Below are 20,052 nucleotides of genomic sequence, written 5' to 3' on the forward strand. Positions count from 1 at the left end.
GGGACCTATCTCGGGATTGCGGGGGATGCGGCGACGCCCGCGCGTTCCAGCGCGGCGGCGACGCGGAACAGCGTCTGCTCCTTCCAGGGCGCGCCGACCAGCTGCACGCCGATCGGCAATCCGTTCGGCGCGCCGGCAGCGCCCGGATCGGCCAGCGGCACGACCAGCGCCGGCAGGCCGATGCAGGAGATGGGCTGGGTGAACACGCCGAGGTTGGGACGCACCGGGATCCTCTCCCCATCCACCTCGATCATCTCCTGCCCGATGGGCGGCGCGACGTAGGGGGTCGCGGGCGTGATCACCACGTCCACCTCGTCGAACACCTTCAGCGCGGCGGCGCGGTAGGCGGCGCGCACGCGCTGCGCCTGCTGCAGCCAGTGCGCGGGCAGCAGCGCGCCGGCCAGGAAGCGGTCGCGCGTCATCGGGTCGAAATCGTCGGGCCGGGTGCGCAGGTCCGGCATGTGCAGATTGCCGCCCTCCGCCATGGTGATCAGGAAGGCCGCGGCGCGCCCGCGCCCGGCTTCCGGGATCTCCACCCTGGCGGTCGCGCCGAGCGCGCGCGCCACCACCTGCACCGCGGCGAAGGCTTCGGCATGGCCGTTGCGGGCGAAGTGCCCGCCCGCCACCGCGATGCGCAGTCCCGTGGTGCCCGCGCCGAGAAGCCCCGAGACGGGCTCCACCGGCCGCCATTGCTGGGCGGGGTCTTCAGCATCCGCGCCCTGCAACGCGTCGTAGGCCAGCGCGAGGTCCGCGACGTCGCGCGCGAAGGGGCCGAGATGGTCGAAGCTGCCCGCGAACAGATAGGACCCGCTGCGCGACAGCCTTCCATAGGTCGGCTTGATCCCGAAGATCCCGCACAGCGACGACGGCACCCGGATCGAGCCGTTGGTGTCGGAGCCGAGGGACAGCGGCACCATCCCCGCCGCCACCGCCGCCGCCGATCCGCCGGAGGAGCCGCCCGCCATCCGCGTCGTGTCGTGCGGGTTGCGCGACGGGCCGTAATGGCTGTTCTCGGTCGTGAAGCCGTAGGCGTACTCGTCCATATTGAGCGCGCCGAGGCAGACCGCCCCGGCGGCCTTGAGCTTCCGCACGAGGAAGGCGTCGCGCGAGGCGGCGGGCCGGCCCTTCTCGATGATGGAGCCCGCGAGGGTGGTGATCCCCTCGAGATCGAAGAGGTTCTTCACCGCATAGGGCACGCCGGCGAGCGGGCCGGGGTCGCGGCCCGCGGCGATGGCGGCGTCCACCGCCGCGGCCTCAGCACGGGCGCGGGCGGCGGTGACCTCGGTGAAGGCGTTGCAGGTCGCGTCGCGCGCGGCGATGTCGGCCAGCGCCTGCTCGGCGAGGTGGGCCGCCTTGGCCTTGCCGGCGTGGATCGCAGCGGCGGTCTTCGCGGCGGAGATCATGCGCCGCTTCCCTTCGGCATCTCGCGCCCCGCGACATAGACCGGCGCGGCCTCGTCGGCCGGGGTCACGGGCATGCCCTCCACCACGGCCGCCATGCGGGCGGCGAGCTTCAGGTTGAAGGCGACGCCCGGCAGGTGGCGCGGCTCCAGCGGCAGGCCGACCGCGGCTGCGGCGGCCTTCGCATAGGCTTCGGCGTCGAACTCTGTGCTCATGCGGCAGCCATCGCTCCGGCGGTCAGCGGGAAGTGGCAGGCGACGCGACGCCCGCCGGGAAGCTCATGCACGGGCGGTGCCGCGCGTGCGCAAAGATCCTGCCCGATCGGGCAGCGGCCGTGGAAGCGACAGGCCTGCGGATCGGGGTCGATGGGGCTGCGCGGCTCGCCGGAGAGGCGCACCCGCTCCTCCCCCTTGCGGCGACCGGGCACCGAGACGGCGCCGACCAGGGCGCGTGTGTAGGGATGCGCCGGCGCGGCGAACAGCGTCTCGGCTGCCCCTTCCTCCACCACCCGGCCGAGATACATCACCAGCACGCGGTCGCAGAGCAGCCGCACCACGTTCAGGTCGTGGCTGACGAAGACGTATGCCGCGCCGGTGCGCGCCTGCAGCGACCTCAGCAGGTCGAGGATCACCACCTGCACCGAGACGTCGAGCGCGCTCGTCGGCTCGTCCAGCACCAGCAGCGCGGGCTCCGTCGCCACCGCGCGCGCGATGCCGACGCGCGCCTTCTGACCGCCCGAGAGCTGGTGCGGGAAGCGGCCCAGCAGCTCCGCGGGCAGGCCGCAGAGCGCCGCGGTCCGCTCCACGCGCGTGCGGAGCTCCGCCCCGGACAGGCGGGAGAGCTGACGCAGCGGCCGGGCGATGGCCTCGAAGGCAGTGTGCCGCGGGTTGATCGAGCCCTCCGCATCCTGGAAGACCATCTGGATCGCGGCGCGCGGCGGCATCGCGCCAGGGCGCGTGGAAGGCATCGCGCCAGGGCGGGTGGCAGGGATCGCACCGAAGCGCTTCGCGGGGATGGCGCCGATCTCCTGCCCGCCGAGCCGGATGCTGCCCTCCGTCGGGTCGAGCAGCCGCGCCAGCAGCCGGGCAAGGGTGGACTTGCCGCAGCCGGATTCGCCGACGAGCCCCAGCGTCTCCCCCGCGCGCAGAGTGAAGGACACGTCCTCCACCGCATGCAGGAAGGACGGCGCGGCGCGGCGGCAGGGCAGCATTCCGCCGCCGCCCATCGGGAAGCGCTTCTGCAGCCCCTGCACCTCGAGCAGCGCGGTCACAGCGGGTGCCGGCAGGCGACCATGCGCCCGTCCTCGGAAAGATGGCGCGGCAGCGGCGGCACCGCGCAGCCCGGCTCCGCCCTCTCGCAACGGTCGAGGAAGCGGCAGGCCGGCAGGTCGCCGCGCCGCAGATCCGGCAGCCCGCCCGGGATGGCGGCGAGGTCGGACAGCGCCCGGCCCGGCTGCGGCGTGGCCGCGATCAGCTTCGCGGTGTAGGGGTGGCGCGGCGCGGCGAACAGATCGGCGGCAGGCGCCGCCTCCACCACGTGGCCGGCGTGCATCACCGCGGTGCGGTCGCAGTATTCGCTGGCCAGCCCGAGGTCGTGGGTGATCAGGACGGTGGCCATGCCGCGCGCCCGGGCAAGGCCCAGCACCAGGTCCATGATCACCGCCTGGGTGGTGACGTCGAGGCCGGTGGTCGGCTCGTCGGCGATCAGCAGCGCCGGGCGGCAGGCGAGCGCAAGCGCGATGCCGACGCGCTGGCACATCCCGCCCGAGAGCTCGAAAGGATAGGCCTTGGCGCGCCGCACGGGATCGGGGATGCCGACCTCGGCCAGCAGCGCGGCGGCGCGGGCCGGCGCCTCGGCCCGGGTCACGCCGCCATGACGCACCAGCACGTCGGCGATCTGCATGCCCACCTGGCGGATCGGGTTCAGCGCCGCGCGCGGGTTCTGGAAGATCATGGACAGTTCGCGGCCGCGCAGGTCGGCCATCTCGCGCTCCGACGCGGCGAGGATGTCCATGCCGCCGAAGGTGATGCGGCCGGCCGTGATCCGCGCGGCGGGGTCGAGCAGGCGCATCACGGCATAGGCGGTGACGGACTTGCCCGACCCGCTCTCCCCCACCACGCCGAGGCATTCGCCGCGATGGACCTGCAGCGAGACCTCGTCGAGCGCATGGACGGTGCCGGAGCGCGTGCGGAACTGCACCGACAACCCCGCGACGTCGAGCACGGGAACGCGTGGCGGCGCGGCACGCGCGGTGGCCGCAGGGGCGAGGGCGGCGGCATCCGTCAAGTGCGCCTCCGCGGGTCCACGATGTCGCGCAGCCCGTCTCCAAGCAGGTTGAAGGTGAACACCGCGAGCATCAGCGCGAGGCCGGGAAACAGCGCGATCCACCACTCGCCGGAGACGATGTAGCTCGCGCCCTCCGCCACCATGATCCCCCATTCGGGCGTGGGCGGGCGGACGCCGAGGCCGATGAAGGAGAGCCCCGCGCAGTTGAGGATCGCATAGCCCAGGCTCAGCGAGACCTGCACCATCATGATCGGCAGTAGATTCGGCAGGATCTCGTTCAGCAGGATGCGGCCCTCCGAGTAGCCGGAGAGCCGCGCGGCCTCCACGTACCCGGCGTTGCGGCGCGTATTGGCCTCGGTGCGCGAGATGCGGACATAGAGCGGAAAATTCACCACGGCTGTGGCGATGACGATGTTCGCCACCGTGTTGCCCATCGCGGCGACGATCCCCATGGCGAGCACGAAGAGCGGGAATGCCATGACGGTGTCCGCAATCCGCCCGACCACCCGGTCCACCCAGCCGCCGAAGAATCCCGCCGCCGCCCCGGTCAGCGTGCCGATGACGAAGACGATGGCGACCGCCGCGAAGGCCATGCCGAGGTCGAGCCGCGTCGCCACGACCACCCGGCTGAACACGTCCCGCCCCACCGCATCCGTGCCGAACCAGTGCCGGGCGGAAGGCGGCTGCAGCGCCGGCCCCGCCGCGGCGATCGGGTCGAAGGGCACCAGCGCGGGCCCGACCAGCGCCGCCGCCACCAGCAGCGCGAACAGCCCGAAGGCGAGCGCCGTGACCGGGTTGCCTGACAGCATGTGGCGCGCATGGACGAGGCTGGCGCTCACGCCGCCACCTCCACGCGCGGGTCGATGACGCGATAGAGCAGGTCGATGGCGAGGTTCAGCAGGACGTAGAGGAACCCCATCGTCATCACGAAGCCCTGCACCGGCGCGTAGTCACTGACCAGCAGCGCCTCCACCGCGTAGCTGCCGATGCCGGGCCAGGCGAACACCTTCTCCACCAGCACATTGGCGCCGAGCAGGAAGGAGAAGACCATGCCGAGCGTCGTCACCACCGGCAGCAGCGCGTTCCGCAGCGCATAGGCGACGACGACCTTCCGGCGCGACAGGCCGTGCGCCCGCGCGGCACGGATGAAGTCGCTGCCCATCACCGCCAGCATGGACCCGCGCGTGATGCGCGCGATCGGCGCGACGGCGAAGATGCCGAGCGCGATGGCGGGCAGCGCGATCTGCTGCGCGGCGGAGACGAAGGTCTCGGCATCGCCTGCCAGCAGGCTGTCCACCAGGAAGAAGCCGGTGACGTAGGGCGGCGGCGAGGAGAAGGCGTCGAGCCGCCCGAGCGGCGCCGGCGCCCAGCCCAGCAGGTAGTAGAAGACGTAGATCAGCAGCAGGCCGGTGAAGAAGGCCGGCAGGCAGACGCCGAGCGTCGCCACGACCCGGCAGGCATTGTCGAGCCAGCCATTGGGCTTCAGCGCCGCCAGCACGCCGAGCGTGATGCCGACCGTCGCGGCGAAGAGCAGGCCGAGCAGCGTGAGCTCGGCCGAGGCCGGCAGGCGCGCGAGGATGTCGTGCAGCACCGGCTGCCCCGTCGTGATGGACACGCCCAGATCCCCGCGCGCGAGGTCGCGCAGGTAGAGCAGGAACTGCTCGTGGAGCGGTCGGTCGAGGCCGAGGGCCGCGCGGATCTGTTCCACCGCTTCCCGCGTGGCGGCGGGCCCGGCGAAATAAGCGGCCGGGTCGCCCGGCAGGGCGCGCGCCAGCAGGAAGGTGACGACGACGACGCCCGCCAGCGTCGGCAGCGCGGCGGCCATCCGCCGCGCCATCACCGCCAGCATCACGCCGTCTTCGACAGCGTGCGGTAGTCCAGCTGCCGGTGGAACCAGTAGCGATAGCCGTTGATCGAGTTCTGCATCGCCACGTTCAGCCAGGGCTGGAAGATCGGCACGCGCGGCACGTCCTGCCAGGCGAGCATGACGAAGCCGCGGATCGCGGCCTCGTAGGCGGCGCGGTCCTCCTCGAAGCGCGACCGGTCGATCAGCGCATCCATCGCCGGGTTCTTGTAGGAGCTGGTGTTGAAGATCGCGTCCTGGGAATGATAGGCCCAGTAGAAGAAGTAGTCGGGGAAGTTGAGCCAGCCGCCGAAGCCGTTCAGGAACAGGGGCAGCTCCTTCTTCAGCAGCTCGTTGCGCCAGTTCGCGCCGGGGATCTTGTTGATCGTGACCCGGATGCCGATGCGCCCCAGATTCTCCGCGATGGCCAGCGCCGCCGGCTCGCTCACCGTCGCCGTGCCGAGGTCGAAGGAGAGCGTGGTGTCGAAGCCGTTCGCCTGCCCGGCTTCCGCCATCAGTGCGCGGGCGCGTTCGAGGTTGGTGGCGAAGGGCGCGGGCTGCGGCCAGGTCGCGCTGGCAGGCTCCGCGGGCCCGCCGAACATCGGCGTGCCCTGACCGAACATCGCCTGCTCCATGATGCGCTCATAGGGCAATGCGAGTGCGACGGCGCGTCGCACGCGGACATCGGCGAAGGGCCCGCGCACCACGTTCATGCCGAGGTAGTTCAGCGCGTTCTCGACGGGCGTCGAGACGATCTTCAGCCGGCGCGACTGCTGCAGCTCCTGGAAATCCTTGGGCGGCAGGTCGAAGGACAGGTCGGCGTCGCCGCGCTCCAGCAGCGCGCGGCGGTTGCCGGCCTGTGGCACGATGCGCCAGATGACGCGTGCGAGCGCCGGACGCGGTCCGGAGGCCCACTGGTCGTTGCGCACGAACACCATCTCCTGGCCGGGAACCCAGCGCTCCATCCGGAAGGCGCCGGAGCCCGCCGGATTGGACCGCAGCCAGTTCATCGCCCAGGGGTCCTGCTCGGTCGCGTTGCGACGCGCGAGGGCGCTGTTGATGATCACCGGCACGGGAACCGCCAGGTCCGGCATGGTGAGCTTGTCGCGACGGATGAAGTCCACGCGGAAGGTGTGGTCGTCCACCACCACGAACTGCTCTCGCCGCTCCAGGCTGCCGGCGCCCATCTGGAAGGTCGGGAAGCCGCCGACGGTGACGGCGCGGTCGAAGCTCCACTTCACGTCCTGCGCGGTGACCGGCGTGCCGTCGTGGAAGCGCGCGTTGCGGCGCAGCTTGAAGGTGACGGACATGGGCCGCAGGTCCCATTCCTCGGCTAGCTCTGGCTCCAGCTTCTCGTAGTCGTAGTGGTCGTTGCCGCGCTCGTCCTTCTTCACGCCGAAGGTCATCAGCCGGTCGTAGACGTTCCAACTGGCCTCGTAGGCCGGGCGGTTGGCGCCGACGCCGTGGATGTCGGTGCTGTTGGGCGCGTTCTCGCTGACCACCAACAGCGTCTCGCGCCGACCCTGCGCGGCGGCGGGGATGAAGCCGGGCGCGGCCAGGGTGGCCGCACCGGCCATGGCGCCCTTCAGGGCTGTGCGACGGTCGATACGCATGGCGGGATGACCTCGGAACCGATCGGGCGTTGACGACCGCGCCGGTCGACGGGGTGTCCCGGCCGGGCGACGAATTACCGATGAGCAACAATCGTGCCGTGCTCAGACGGTGGACGGGCCATTGCCGCGGGGTGTGGCGGTGCCCCTGATCTGCCGCGCCGCGCAGCAGGCTGCCAGCTTTCGCGGCAGGGGCGCGCCCGTCGGCCAGAGCGGCGCGACCTACGGGCTTGCCAGCCTCGCGGCGGCAGGCTCTACCGCGCAGTCCTCCCCTCGTCCCTTCATGCGCACCGCCATCGGCATCGACTTCGGCACCACCAACAGCGTCGTCGCCGCACTGCGTCCCGACGGGCGCTGCGAGACGCTGCGCCACGCCACCGGCGAGGTGTTCCGCTCCGTGCTGTGCTTCGGCTCCGCCGCGGACGGGCGGCCGCGGCATGCCGCCGGGCCGCCGGCCATCGAGGCCTATCTCGACGACCCGCATGGCAGCCGGCTCATCATGTCGCTGAAGAGCTACCTGGCGCAGCGCAGCTTCACCGAGACGCGCATCCTCGGCCGAAGCTGGCGGCTGGAGGAGCTGGTGGCGCTGTTCCTGCGCGAGTTGCTCGCCCCATTCCGGGCAGAGCTGGACGGCGCGCGCATCGTGATCGGCCGGCCGGTCCGCTTCGTCGGCGCGTCGGAGGATGACGGGCTCGGCGAACGCCGCCTGCGCGCCGCCTTTGCGGCCGCCGGCATGCCGGATGTCGAGGTGGCGCTGGAGCCCGCCGGCGCGGGCCATCGCTTCGCGGCGGGGCTCGACCGGGCCGCGACGGTTCTGGTGGCCGATTTCGGCGGCGGCACCACCGACTTCTCCGTGCTGCGCTTCGATCCCGGCCCGCCGCGTCGCGTCACGGCGCTCGGCCATGCCGGCGTCGGGGTGGCCGGCGATGCCTTCGACTACCGCATCATCGATCACGCCGTGTCGCCCGCGCTCGGCAAGGGCAGCAGCTACAGCGTGATGGGCAAGCCGCTTCCGGTGCCGCCCGGCTGGTTCGCCAGCTTCGCGCGCTGGCACCTTCTGTCGCTCATGCGCTCACCGCGCATGCTGCGCGACATGGCCGAAGTGGCCCGCACGGCGGAGCACCCCGACAGGCTGCGCCGGCTGATCCGGGTGATCGAGGACGAGGCGGGCTACGCGCTCTACAGGGCGGTGTCGGAGGCCAAGGCCACCCTGTCGCACGCCGAGGAGACCACGCTGCACTTCGCCCATGCGGATTTCGTGCTGGAGGTGCCGATAAGCCGCGCCGCCTTCGAGGGCTGGATCGCGCCGGAGCTCACCAGGATCGCGTCCGCGCTGGACGCGTCCCTTGCCGATGCCGGCGTCACGCACGGGCAGATCGACCGCGTCTTCCTGACCGGCGGCACGTCGCTGGTACCGGCCGTGCGGCGGCTCTTCGAACAGCGCTTCGGCCCGCAGCGCATCGCAGCCGGGGGCGAGTTCGTCTCCGTCGCGGAGGGCCTCGCCCTGATCGCCGCCGAGCCGAGCTGACCGGCCGCAAGGCGCCGACCGACACCGGCCAGGCGCATGCGTCCGCAGTCGCGTGTTCGGCGGCGGCTCAGAACGGCGCGCGGAGCTGGACTGCGCCGCCGAGCTGGTAGGCGCCGTCCGCCACCTGACCGTAGAGCGAAGCGCCCACCACCAGGCCGGCGGCATTCGCCACCTCCACCCCAATCAGCGCATCCGCCCAGCTGCTCGGCACGGTCGAGCGCACGCGCATCGGCGGCACCACCGGCCCGGTCTCCACGAAGCTTGCCGTCGCCAGCGGCGACGGATCGGAGAGGTACTGCGTCAGGGCGAGCCCCAGCCGGGGCCGCACGACATGGCCGGCCCGTTCGAAGCTGGTGCTCCATTCCACGCCGGGCCGCAGCGCGACCGCTGTCTCCGACACCGCGCCGACCTGCAGCCGCCCGACGCCGCCCGTCTCGGTCAACGATCCGCTCCAGGCATGCACGGCATTGAGGTCGAGGCGCAGGCGCAGCGTTCCGCCCGCCGCCGCAAGCGCCTGCTCGGCCCGCAGCATGCCGCCCGCCTGGCCGATCCCGGCATCGCCGTTCGCCTGGCTGGTCTCGGTCGTGTAACGGCGCGTCGCGAGGCTCACCACGCCGCCATGGATCGCGGCGGTCAGCGAGAGGTCGCCGAAGCTCCTGCGCGCGAAGAGGCCGGCCTGGAACATCTCGCCGCGCGCCGTCCAGAGCCGGCCGCTGGCCCGCGCGGAGAGGCTGTCGTAGCCGACCCCGCCACCGAGCGCCCAGACCTCGGTGAGCTGCCGCTCGGCGTTGAGCACGAAGGACAGGCTGTCCTGCGTGTAGCCCAGCGTGGAGGCGTCGTTCTCCCGGCCGTAGCGCCAGCCCGTGAAGCCGGCGGCGACGCAGGCCTCGCCCAGCACCAGTCGCTCCGCCGCGCTGCGGCCGCGGCAGTCCAGCATGGTGCCGGCGAAGCGTGTCGCCGCCAGCGTGGCGGTCCAGAGATTCGCCGCATAGGCCTCCGGCGAGAGGCGGTCGAGCGCCAGGCCGTAAGCTTCCGTCGTGCCGGCATCGAGCAGGTAGAACAGGCTGGCGGGCACGGCGTCGGCGCCATGCAGCGTGGCCAGGTGGCTGGCCATGGCGAACTGCGCCGGCCGCAGCCCGGCCGCGACGGTGGCGTTCGCGAAATCCACCTCGTAGCTCAACGCGATGCTGCCGGATTCCAGACGGTACTGCGCGACGGCCGACGGCGTCACGCTCAGCTCGCCGAAGTCGAGCGGGCCGGTGCTGCGCAGCAGCGTGACGCGCTGGCGCCCGAGCCCGGCCTGGCCGAGATCGGCCAGCCGCACGACCAGGTCGCCGGCGAGCCGCGCGCTGCCGACCACGACGAGCGAATCGGCCGTGGTGGCGCGGTCGCGACGCGGCGGGACCAGGTCCATCACCATGCGGCCGCCATGCACCTGCAACAGGTCGCCAACCAGGCGGGTCTCGCCCACCCGGCGGGCGCCGCCGACCTCCAGCGTGCCGGCGTTGCGCAGCATGCCGCCCGCCCCGAGGATCAGCCGCGGCCCGGTGGCGAGCGTGCCGCCGGGCTGGTTCGCCACCGAGATCCGCGCGCCGTCGCCGGCTTCCATCTGGCCCACGATCAGGCCGGTGTTCGTCACCGTCGTCACCACCGTGCCGAACGGGTCGGCTACGCTGCGATCGGCGCGCAGCGCGACGCCGGAGGTGCCGCCCACGCTGGTGATCGTGCCGGCATTCGTCACCGTGTTAGCGCTGCCGTCCACGAGCCGGATCGCCGCCGCATTGCCGCTGCCGCCGGAGACAGAGCCGTCGGCCAGCACGGTGATGTTCATCGGCCCGCTGCCGCCATCGCCGGCGAAGCTGTTGGCGAAGATGCCGCTGGCGCCGTCACCGCTGGCGCTGACGCTGCCGGAGACGCTGACCGTGACACTGCCCGCCTGGCTGACGTTGCCGCCCGCGCTCTGGGCGAAGATCGCATGCGAGTACTGGCCGGTGGTGGCGACCTGCGCGCCGTTGGTCAGCGCGACCCCGACATTGCCGGCACTGCCTGTCCCGCCGGTGGAGCCGACGCTGTAGCCGCAGGGCGAGGTGGTGCAGCTGGTCGCCGTCTGGCCCGAGACGCCGCCGCCGCCGCCCACGCTCTGCGCGAAGACGCCGATTGCGTCGCTGCCGGTGGTGGTGACCCTGGCGGCTTCCAGCGTCACCTGCACGGCGCCGCCGCTGCCGCTGCCGGCCACGGCACCCGGGGAGACACCGGTGCTGAGCGACGGCGCCTTGGCGGGATAGACGGTGTCGATCAGCCCAACGCCGGTGCCGCCCGCCTCGCCGCCGCCGCCGCCCACGCTCTGCGCGAAGATGCCATAGGCCCGCCCGCTGCCCGCGGTGGCGACGCTCGCATAGGCGACATAGACGTTGACGGTGCCGCCATTCCCGGCGGATCCGCCGGCGCCGCCGAAGGGCAGGTTGACCAGCGGCGTGTAGAGCCCGACGCCGCCGCGGCCGCCGCCGCCGCCCACGCTCTGCGCATAGATCGCCGGCGCGTTCGCGCCCGCGGTCAGCAGGCCCCAGTCAGTGTGGGTGACCAGGACTGCGCCGCCGTCGCCGCCGACCCCGCCCTTGCCGCCCACCGTGACCGCGAGCGTCGTCAACGGGAAGGTGGTGGCCTGCGACCCTCCGCCGCCGGTGCCGCCGCCCCCGCCCACGCTCTGCGCGAAGATGCCGATCGCATCGTCCGCCGCCGTCTTCAGCGTGGCCGCGTTGGAGACGGTAACGGCGCCGCCACGGCCGGAACCGCCGCCCATGCCACCCACCGCGACGTTCAGCGAGGCCTGGAAGGTGCTGAGGCTGGGCTGGTTCACGCCGAGCGCATAGGCCGCTGCGGAGCCGCCATCGCCGCCGCCGCCGCCCACGCTCTGCGCGAAGATGGCATGTGCGCTCGTCCCGAAGGTGTTGACCTGGCCGGTGTTCTGCACGCTCACCGCCCCGGCATCGTTGCCAGGCCCGCCCTGCCCGCCGACCGCGACTGCGATATTGGCGACATTGCTGTTGTTGTAGAGGAAGCTCGACACCGAGGTGGAGGCGCCGCCCCGGCCGCCGCCGCCGCCGACGCTTTGCGCGACGATGCCGAAGGCCTCGGTCTGCCAGGTGCGGATGAAGCCGGAATTGGTGACCTGCACGGTGCCGCTGGTGCCGCCGTCGCCACCCGCGCCGCCCACGGCGACCGAGATGTTGAAGGAGCTGCCCTGGGCGATGAAGCTCGGCACCAGCAGGCTCGCAGCGCCTCCCGTGCCGCCGCCGCCGCCCACGCTCTGCGCCAGGATGCCATAGCTGCCGACCGGGCTCTGGTAGCCGGTCGGCACGGTGGTCGGCGGCGGCGTGGAGGAGGGGGTCGTCGCGGTGGAAATCGCGCCGGTGTTGGTCACGGTCACGTCCCGCCCGTTGCCGCCACCCGCCCCCTGGTTTCCGACCGAAACCTGGATCGTGCCGGCCTTGTTCGTGAAGATGCTGGATGACGCGCCGACCCCCACCGAGGTGGCCTGGGACGCGCCGCCGCCGCCGCCGATGCTGCGCGCGATGATGCCGGCCGCGGCGTTACCCTGCAGGGTGATGCTGCCGTGGTTCGTCACCGTCACCGTGTTGCCGTCCGCCCCGCTGCCGCCCACGCCGCCAACGGTCACCGTCGCCTTCGCCGTGGTCAGGGCGGCGGTGACGAGGGTGAGCGCCGCGCTGCCGCCGCCGCCGCCGATGCTCTGCGCGAGGATCCCGTGCGAAGCGCTGCCGCTCGGCGCATCTCCCGCATTGGCGGGCGCCTGGCCGGTGGAAATGGCGGCGGTGTTGGTGACGCTGACCGCGCCAGAGGTCGCGCCGGTGCCGCCATTGCCGCCGACCGCGCCGGTCAGCCCGATGCTCGTCAGGTTGGAGGTCGGGTCGGACAGCGAGAGCGAGACGGTGTAGGCCGCGTTGCCGCCACCGCCGCCGAGGCTCTGCGCGATGATGCCGGGCGACTTGTCGGCCAGGGTGACGATCTGGCCGTCGGCATTGACGGTGACATTGCCGCCCGCACGCCCGACGCCGCCGCTGCCGCCAGCAGTGATGCCGAATACCGCGGCCATCGAACTCGACCCGGTGGCGACGTTGATGTTCGCGATGTAGCCGGCATTGCCGCCGCCGCCGCCGTGGCTCTGCGCAGAGATCGCCGCGGACTGCGCGCCATGCGTCGTCAGCGTGCCGGTGCTGGTCACCGTCACCGCATCCGCCGTGCCGCCACCGCCACCGGATTGGCCGATGTTGATCGAGCCGGCGATCGAGCCGCCCGGGCTCGCCGCCGCGGTGATGCTGGCGATGCCGCCGGCATTGCCGCCGCCGCCGCCCTGGCTCTGCGCCAGGATCGCCTCGGAGCTCGGGCCCCAGGTGGTGATGGCGCCGGTGTGGGCGACGGACACCGTGCTGGCGTTGCCGCCCGATCCGCCGGCCCCGCCCATAGCCGCGCCGACCGACAGGGCGCCGCCGTAGCTGGCGGTCATGCTGAGCATGCCGGCCCAGCCGCCAGCGCCGCCGCCGCCGCCGATGCTCTGCGCCAGGATGCCCTGGCCGCCGGAATCGGTCCCGAGCGCGGCATTGGCCGGGCTCGAGGTGATGAGGTCGCCGGTGTTGGTGACGCTCACGGGCCTGCCGTCGCCCGCCGAGCCGCCGTTGCCGCCGAGCGCGACAGCGGCGGTGATGCCGCCGCCCGTCGTCCCCGAGACCAGGTTCACCGCGGCGGAGACCGCGACGCTGCCGGCGCCGCCGCCGCCGCCCACGCTCTGCGCCACCAGCGCCCGCGAATTCGGCCCCGTGGCGGAGATGTTCGCGGTGTTGGTCACCACCACCGTGCCGGCGGAGCCGCCGGTGCCGCCGGAGGCGCCGACGCTGACGCCGAAATTGGCGCCCGGGTTGAGCCCGAAGGTGCCGGAGGCGGCGAAGCCGGCATTGCCGCCGCCGCCGCCCAGGCTCTGCGCCAGCAGCCCGTCGGACCGCGCGCCGGCGGTCAGGATCGGGGCGGAGCTGACCACCGCCACGGTGTCGCTGCTCCCGCCGCCGCCGCCGCCGCCGCCGACGGCGACGGCAAGGCCGCCGACACCGAGGTTGAGGGTGCCCGCCACGCTGAAGCCGCCGACGCCGCCACCGCCGCCGATGCTCTGCACCGTCAGCCCCGCGGAATCGGCGCCCTGCGTACGGATCGTCGTGTTGGACCAGGCGCTGGCGGTGCTGCCATGCCCGCCATTGCCGCCGCTGCCGCCCATGGCGAAGGTGCCGGACACGCCATCGGAGCCGGCGAAGGACAGCGCGAAGCCGCCGCGGCCACCGCCGCCGCCGATGCTCTGCACCGTGACGCCCGGCGACTTGTCGCCGGAGGTGGTGACGAAGCTGCAGCAGTATTGCGGATCGCTCTGGTTGGTGTAGCTGGCCGTCCCGCCCGACCCGCCATTGCCGCCGCTGCCGCCGATGGCAACGCTGGCGGCGGCGTAGATGCCGGGGGCGACGTCCACCGCGAAGCCGCCATGCCCGCCGCCGCCGCCGATGCTCTGCACCGTGATGCCGGGCGACTGGCTGCCGAAGGTGGTCACGCTGGGCTGCGACGCGCCGACCGCGGCCAGGGAGACGACGGCCTGCTGCCCGTCGCCACCATCGCCGCCGGCGCCGCCAACCGCAGCCGAGACCCAGCCGCCGCTGCCCGCCGCCATGCCACCTGCGCCGCCGCCGCCGCCCAGGCTCTGCGCCAGGATGCCGTCGGATTGCGTGAGGTAGGTCGTGATGGAGCCCAGGGCCAGCCCGACGCTGACCGGACCGCCATTGCCGCCGCCGCCGCCGGTGCCGCCCACCGAGAACCAGCCCCCGGTCGAGCCGCCATGGCCGCCGCCGCCGCCGATGCTCTGCGCCACGATCCCGCGCGAGCAGCCGACGCCGCAGCCCGGGTTCTCCGACGCCACGATGGGGCCGGTGGGGGCGGCGCCGGTGACGATGGTGCCGGAGACGCTGACCGTGACCGACCCGGCCGGGGAGGCCTGCGAGCCCTTGCCGCCGACCGCGGCGATGACGCTGCCGGCGTTGCCGCCATTGCCGCCGGCGCCGCCGATGCTCTGCGCATAGACGGCCGGGGAATCCGGCCCCGAGGTGGTGAGGCTGCCGCTGCTGAAGACGGTGACGTTGCCGGCGAAACCGCCATTGCCGCCCGCGCTGCCCTGCGCGAAGAAGGCGCCGAAGCCGCCGCCGCCGGTGCCGCCGCCGCCGCCCGCCGACTGCGCCGCGATGGCCGGCGAGCTGCCGCTCATCGTGCGGATCGCGGCGTTGGACTGGACATACACGCTGCCGCCCGCGCCGGCGCTGCCGCCGGCCGCGCTGAAGGCGACGAAGCCGTAGTTGTTGCCGGCGGCGCCGCCATGCCCGGCCGTACTGTGCGCGATCAGTCCGGGTGAATCGGCGCCCGCGGTCTCGATGCGGCCGCCCGCGACGGTCACGCTGACGTCGCGCGCCGTGCCGCTGTCGCCGCCCGATCCGCCGCCGCCGGTGAAGAAGCCGCCATTGCCGCCATTGCCGCCGACGCCGCCCAGGCTGAAGGCGCCGAGGCCGGCCGAGTTCGACCCCTGCGTGGTGATCTGCACGGTGCCGAGCGTGGCGGTGACGGCGCCGGCATAGCCGCCTGCGCCGCCGCGGCCGCCGGAGCTGAAGGTCTCCCCCGCGCCACCCGTGCCGCCATTGCCGCCCTCTGAGATCAGCTGGATGCCCGGGCCGGAATCGAGCGTGGTCGCGACCTCGAAGGTGGTGCCGGGCTGGGCGGTGAAGGTCACGCCCTGGCCCGCACCGCCCGTGCCGCCGTTGCCGCCGCTGCCCAAGGCGCCGTAGCCGCCACCGCCCCCGCTGCCGCCCGAGCTCAGGGCGAGCAGGGCAGTCTGGTTGCCGGCCACCACCCAGCTGGTGTTCCCGATCACCGAGACGACGCCGCCCGGCGCACCGGTGCCGCCCCCGCCGCCATCGATCGGGCCGTTCCCGCCGGAGCCGCCCCGGCCGCCGGTGGATTGCACGCTGACGGCCGCCGCGCCGCTCGTGGTGATGGCCTGGACGATCTGGACGTAGCCGCCGGCTGGCGGCTGCCCGTTGACCGTGGCGCCGAGCGTCAACTGCAGGTCGCGCGTCATGTAGCCGTCGCTGCCGCGGCCGCCATCGGAATCGCTGCCGCCGCTGCCGGTCCGGCCGCTGGCGATCAGCGACACCGCGGGAAGCGTTGCGCTGCCGGCGAGGACAGGACTGTTGAGCGTGACGGCGAGCACGGGCAGCGGGGTGGCGCTGCTGCTCCAGGAACGCGTGCTCTGGCCTGTGGCGCTCATCAGCACGCCGGTGGCGGTGCCGTTCGACAGAAAGATCAGGTGTGTCGGGTCGGAAAAGCTGATGGCGAAGCCGCGCGCGTCGCCCGCGGCCAGCGTCGCCGCGACGCTGCCGCCGATGTTGGCGCTGAGCGAGGTGGCCACGAAGCCGGTGGCATTGGTCGGAACGGTGCCCGCGGGGCTGCTGACGCCGGTGAAGGTGATCCCGGCGGCCTGGTTGCCGGCGCATTGATACACCGTGGTCCCGCTGATCGGCGTGCAGGCGTCGTTGGCCAGGGCAGCGCCGCCGAGCCACAGCGGCAGGCCGGCCGCGAGCGCCATGCGCGCGCGGATGACCGGCCGCGCCCCAACCTCGCCGTTGGCGTCCATCGCCGCCCTCCGCGGGAGCTTCGTGCTCCCGCCCCGAACGCGCGCGCGCGGTCGGACCGGCGCAGTCGCTATCGCAACCACGATGGCTCCAAACGTGTGAACCTGCAACAATTCTGATACGGATTGGTCCGTGTCACTGCAGGTGACGTGCCGCCGGCGCGGATCAGGCCGCCGGCGGAGACCCGCCTCGACTCATTTGCGACGGTGTCGCGGGACCGGGAGCGGGAGCGCACGATGCGAGCGACAGGTCACGCTGCCATGCGCCGTCCCCGGCCGAACGCCCGACGTGGAGCGACGCCGCATGGCAGCGGCAGTGCGGGCTCCACCGATCCGTGGACGGCAACGCGCCGGCGGTACAAGGGCGCTCGGATCCCCCGCCCGTCGCAGGGGACCGTCGGGGTTCCGCCGGTCGACCGCGGCGGGGCGACGGCTTCCTCGCGGCAGCAGCTCAACCTGTCGGGCCGAGGCTGCGCGCCAGGACATAGGCGGCGACGAGCAGGATCAGCCCGGCGAAGACCTTGCCGAGCAGGCCGCGCCGGCGCGACAGAGCGCGCCCGATCCGCGCCCCGATCAGGCTTCCGGCGACGCCCCCGGCAACGAAGACGGCGGCCAGGCCCCAGTCCACCAGCCCCGCGACGGCGTAGCTGCCGGCCGTCGTCAGGCCGAAGGCTGTCACCGCGACGAGCGAGGTGCCGACCGCCTCGAGCATCGGCATGCCGGTGGCGAAGACCAGGCCGGGCACGATGAGGAATCCGCCGCCGATCCCGAAGAAGCCCGACAGCGCGCCGACGGCGAAGCCCGTGCCGACCAGCGCCGGCGCGTTGCCTCGGCTCAGCCGCACGCGCCGGTCCTCGTCCGGCTCGCGTCGCCGCAGCATCAGCAGGGCGACGGCCACCATCATCACGGCGAAGGCCGCGAGCAGCGCCTGCCCGTCCACCGTCTTGCCGAGCCGCGCGCCCGCCAGGGCTCCGACCACGCCCGCACCGCCGAAGACGGAGGCGCACGGCCAGCGCACATTGCCCGCACGCGCGTGGTTCAGCAGGCTGGCCGCCGCGTTCGCCGCAACGGCGACCGCGCTGGTGCCGATGGCCAGATGCGGCTCTTGCACGCCGACCAGATAGACCAGCAGTGGCACGGCCAGGATCGATCCGCCACCGCCCACCAGTCCGAGCGAGAAGCCGACCAGCACGCCGGACGCGGCGCCGAGCAGCATCTGGATCGTCGAGAGCGTCAGCATGGCACGAGACGTTCCGCCCGCAGCGCCAGGGGCGCGGCGGCTGCTTCAGTATCGAGAAGCCCAGGCCCACCGCGCAGCGGCGAGCCGGGCCCGGGGTCAGGAGGTGACCGGCGCGTCGCCGGCCGGCCTGTTCCATGGCATCGCGCGCAGCAGGCGAGCCAGGCCGCAGGTGCCGGTGACGCCGGCGAAGACCAGCCCCAGGCCGACGAAGCCGGCCAGCGCGTAGAAGGCCGGCGCGACGAGCACGCCGAGCACCACGCCCAGCACCACCATCGAGCCCGCGGCGATCTGAACCTGGCGCATGAGCTCGAGCGGCTGGCGGCGGTCGACCGCGACGGGCAGTCCGGCGCGCTTCCAGGCCTCGAGCCCGCCCTCGACCACATAGGCCTCGCAGGCGCCCGCCGTGGCGGCGAGCCGGCCGGCATGGCCCTGGGTCCGCGCGCCCGAGCGGCAGTGGAACAGCACGGGCCTGCCCGCCGGCAAGGCGAGCCGCGTGTCGCCGAGGCGGGACAGCGGCAGGTTCCGTGCACCTGGGATGCGCTCCCGCGCATGCTCGTCGGGCTCGCGCACGTCCACCATCGTCGCCCCTTCGCCGAGCAACTGGGCAGCCTGTTGGGGAGTGATGCTCTTCAGCATAATGGCGCTCTCCTGGGATCAGCGGACAGGCGGGCAGTAGAGCTCCCGCAGGAGGTCCAGCACGCGGGCCACCTTGGGATCGGCGATGCGGTAGAAGATCGCCTGCGCATCGCGCCGCGTCGCCACCAGCCCGTCATCCCTCAGCAGGGCGAGGTGCTGCGACAGCGCGGACTGGGAGAGGCCAAGCGCCTCCGCCAGCGCGCCGACGCCGACCTCGCCCTCGACGGCCAGGTGGCAGAGCAGCAGCAGCCGGTTCTCGTTCCCGAGCAGACGCAGCAGGCGCGCCGCCTCGGATGCCTTCTGCTGCAACTCGTGAAGCTCGGCTTTCGGGCCACCGCTGCGGCGCATCGCGGTCGCGCTCATCGGTCCTCGGCCGCCCCCAAGTTAAGATGTGATCGATTTAGTGAGTTCTTATATGATCCGCAAGACCAAAGTTTGATCCGAGAAGGCGGCCATCCCGGCTCCCATTATGCGACCCCTCTGCGACGAACTGACCAACACCGTCAGCTACCTCGCCTGGGATCCTGTGACGAAGGACGGCGCGGTGGTGGAACCGGTGCTCGACTGGGACCACAGATCCGGCACGGCCGACACCGCGTTCGCCGACCGCATCCTCGCCGCTGCGCGGGACAAAGGAGCGGACAGCCGCTTGGTGCTGGAGACCCACGCCCAAGCCGACCACCTGACGACCGCGCCCGACATCAAGGCGAGGACTGGCGCCCCGATCGGCATCGGCGAGCACATCGCAGCGGTGCAGGGCATCTTCCGTCCGGTCTTCGACGCGCAGGACCTCAAGCCCGCAAGCGGCGACTTCCACCGACGGTTCCGCGGCGGGCGCAAGGTGGCACACGAAGCCGGGGCGCTGCCGTCGCAGCGTATCGTGCAGTGGGCGCGCGCTGCGTGATTCGCGACCCGCACCTGCGCCAAAGGCAGGACAGCGGCCACGGGGCGAGGGTGGCCGCTTGCTGTGGATCAAGGCAGGCGCTCTCCCGGTGTGGGAACGTGCACCTTACTCATTGAACCTTCCCGCCCAGGAGAGAGACGATGACGCGCAATGTCGGTGGCGTGGACAGGTGGCTCCGGATGGGGGCGGGTCTCGTCCTGCTCGCGCTGGGCGCCTTCGGACCGCTCGGCTGGTGGGGCTTGGTCGGCCTGGTGCCGCTCGGCACCGCGCTGGTCGGCTTCTGCCCGCTCTATCCGCTCATCGGGCTGAACACCTGCGCGCTCGACAAGCGCGCCGCCTGAACGCGGGCCGGCGCCCATGCGCTGGAAGCTCGCCGCCGGCACCGCGCTGATAGTGGCCGCTGCGGCGTCCGGTGGCTGGGCGCTGCGCTTCCGCCCGCTCGCGGTTCCCGTTGCCGCGATCGAGCGCGACGTGCCAGTGCGCGTCTTCGGCCTCGGCACGATCGAGGCGCGGATCAGCACTCGCCTCGGCTTCGAGGTCGCCGGCACCGTCGCGGAGCTCCGCGCGGACCACGGCGACCGCGTTCCGGCAGGAACCGTCCTCGCCCGCCTCAACGCCGCCGCGCAGGACGCCCGCGTGGCGAAGGCAGAAGCCGGGCTGCAGAGCGCCGAGGCGCTGCAGGGCCGGGTCGCCGCCGCACTGGAGCGCGCGACCGTCCTGTACAGTCAGAAGCGCGCCACAGCCCAGCGCCGCCGCGAGCTGGCCGGCCGCGGCACCACATCGCCCGAGCAGGCCGAGCTCGCCGAGACCGAGGCCGCCGCAGCCGCGGCCGACCTCGCCGTGGCCCGCGCCGATCTCGAGGTGGCGCGCGCGCAGCTC

The 20,052-nt window shown here is 73.1% G+C and carries 14 protein-coding genes and 1 pseudogene; 4 read left to right on the plus strand and 11 right to left on the minus strand.

Going from position 1 to position 20,052, the window contains the following annotated elements; all coding sequences use genetic code 11:
* Positions 1–5 precede the first annotated feature (5 nt).
* The 7 genes from OZN99_RS04170 to OZN99_RS04200 are packed head-to-tail and all read right to left on the minus strand — an operon-like array spanning position 6 to position 7,142.
* Positions 6–1,403 (minus strand): AtzE family amidohydrolase, encoded by a 1,398-nt coding sequence (locus tag OZN99_RS04170; RefSeq protein WP_270933916.1) that lies wholly within the window; start codon positions 1,401–1,403, stop codon positions 6–8.
* On the minus strand, positions 1,400–1,615 hold the full coding sequence (locus OZN99_RS04175) for a DUF4089 domain-containing protein (protein WP_270933917.1): 216 nt from the start codon (positions 1,613–1,615) through the stop codon (positions 1,400–1,402). The genes OZN99_RS04170 and OZN99_RS04175 overlap by 4 nt, the downstream gene beginning before the upstream one ends.
* Positions 1,612–2,670, minus strand: a complete 1,059-nt coding sequence (locus tag OZN99_RS04180) for an oligopeptide/dipeptide ABC transporter ATP-binding protein (RefSeq protein WP_270933918.1) — start codon at positions 2,668–2,670, stop codon at positions 1,612–1,614. Before OZN99_RS04180 ends, OZN99_RS04175 begins: the two co-directional genes overlap by 4 nt.
* Positions 2,667–3,686, minus strand: a complete 1,020-nt coding sequence (locus OZN99_RS04185) for an ABC transporter ATP-binding protein (protein WP_270933919.1) — start codon at positions 3,684–3,686, stop codon at positions 2,667–2,669. Before OZN99_RS04185 ends, OZN99_RS04180 begins: the two co-directional genes overlap by 4 nt.
* A complete protein-coding gene (locus OZN99_RS04190) occupies positions 3,683–4,525 on the minus strand; it encodes an ABC transporter permease (protein ID WP_270933920.1) in 843 nt (280 codons plus the stop codon). Before OZN99_RS04190 ends, OZN99_RS04185 begins: the two co-directional genes overlap by 4 nt.
* Positions 4,522–5,535, minus strand: a complete 1,014-nt coding sequence (locus OZN99_RS04195) for an ABC transporter permease (protein ID WP_270933921.1) — start codon at positions 5,533–5,535, stop codon at positions 4,522–4,524. Before OZN99_RS04195 ends, OZN99_RS04190 begins: the two co-directional genes overlap by 4 nt.
* Positions 5,535–7,142, minus strand: coding sequence for an ABC transporter substrate-binding protein (locus OZN99_RS04200; protein ID WP_270933922.1), 1,608 nt, complete (start codon positions 7,140–7,142; stop codon positions 5,535–5,537). Before OZN99_RS04200 ends, OZN99_RS04195 begins: the two co-directional genes overlap by 1 nt.
* Before the next feature lie 280 nt (positions 7,143–7,422).
* On the opposite strand from OZN99_RS04200, the gene OZN99_RS04205 reads away from it, so the two are divergent.
* On the plus strand, positions 7,423–8,667 hold the full coding sequence (locus OZN99_RS04205; RefSeq protein WP_270933929.1) for an Hsp70 family protein: 1,245 nt from the start codon (positions 7,423–7,425) through the stop codon (positions 8,665–8,667).
* A 67-nt stretch (positions 8,668–8,734) separates the two neighbouring features.
* Here the strand turns inward: OZN99_RS04205 and OZN99_RS04210 are convergent, their stop codons facing one another.
* The 4 genes from OZN99_RS04210 to OZN99_RS04225 all read right to left on the minus strand — a co-directional run bounded on the left by OZN99_RS04210 (position 8,735) and on the right by OZN99_RS04225 (position 18,632).
* On the minus strand, positions 8,735–16,396 hold the full coding sequence (locus OZN99_RS04210; RefSeq protein ID WP_270933923.1) for an autotransporter outer membrane beta-barrel domain-containing protein: 7,662 nt from the start codon (positions 16,394–16,396) through the stop codon (positions 8,735–8,737).
* A 448-nt stretch (positions 16,397–16,844) separates the two neighbouring features.
* On the minus strand, positions 16,845–17,633 hold the full coding sequence (locus OZN99_RS04215; RefSeq protein WP_270933924.1) for a sulfite exporter TauE/SafE family protein: 789 nt from the start codon (positions 17,631–17,633) through the stop codon (positions 16,845–16,847).
* Between the two features lie 96 nt (positions 17,634–17,729).
* Positions 17,730–18,269, minus strand: a complete 540-nt coding sequence (locus tag OZN99_RS04220; RefSeq protein WP_270933925.1) for a rhodanese family protein — start codon at positions 18,267–18,269, stop codon at positions 17,730–17,732.
* A gap of 18 nt (positions 18,270–18,287) precedes the next feature.
* Complete coding sequence (locus tag OZN99_RS04225; protein WP_333779717.1) at positions 18,288–18,632, minus strand: ArsR/SmtB family transcription factor; 345 nt, start codon at positions 18,630–18,632, stop codon at positions 18,288–18,290.
* A gap of 163 nt (positions 18,633–18,795) precedes the next feature.
* Between OZN99_RS04225 and OZN99_RS04230 the strand changes: the two genes are divergently transcribed.
* The 3 genes and pseudogenes from OZN99_RS04230 to OZN99_RS04240 all read left to right on the plus strand — a co-directional run.
* On the plus strand, positions 18,796–19,173 hold the full coding sequence (locus OZN99_RS04230) for an MBL fold metallo-hydrolase (protein WP_270933926.1): 378 nt from the start codon (positions 18,796–18,798) through the stop codon (positions 19,171–19,173).
* Between the two features lie 140 nt (positions 19,174–19,313).
* A complete protein-coding gene (locus tag OZN99_RS04235; RefSeq protein WP_270933927.1) occupies positions 19,314–19,514 on the plus strand; it encodes a YgaP family membrane protein in 201 nt (66 codons plus the stop codon).
* Between the two features lie 16 nt (positions 19,515–19,530).
* A pseudogene (locus OZN99_RS04240) lies at positions 19,531–20,052 on the plus strand (hypothetical protein); the annotation flags it as partial.

Source organism: Falsiroseomonas oryzae, assembly GCF_027856955.1.
Classification (GTDB): domain Bacteria; phylum Pseudomonadota; class Alphaproteobacteria; order Acetobacterales; family Acetobacteraceae; genus Falsiroseomonas; species Falsiroseomonas oryzae.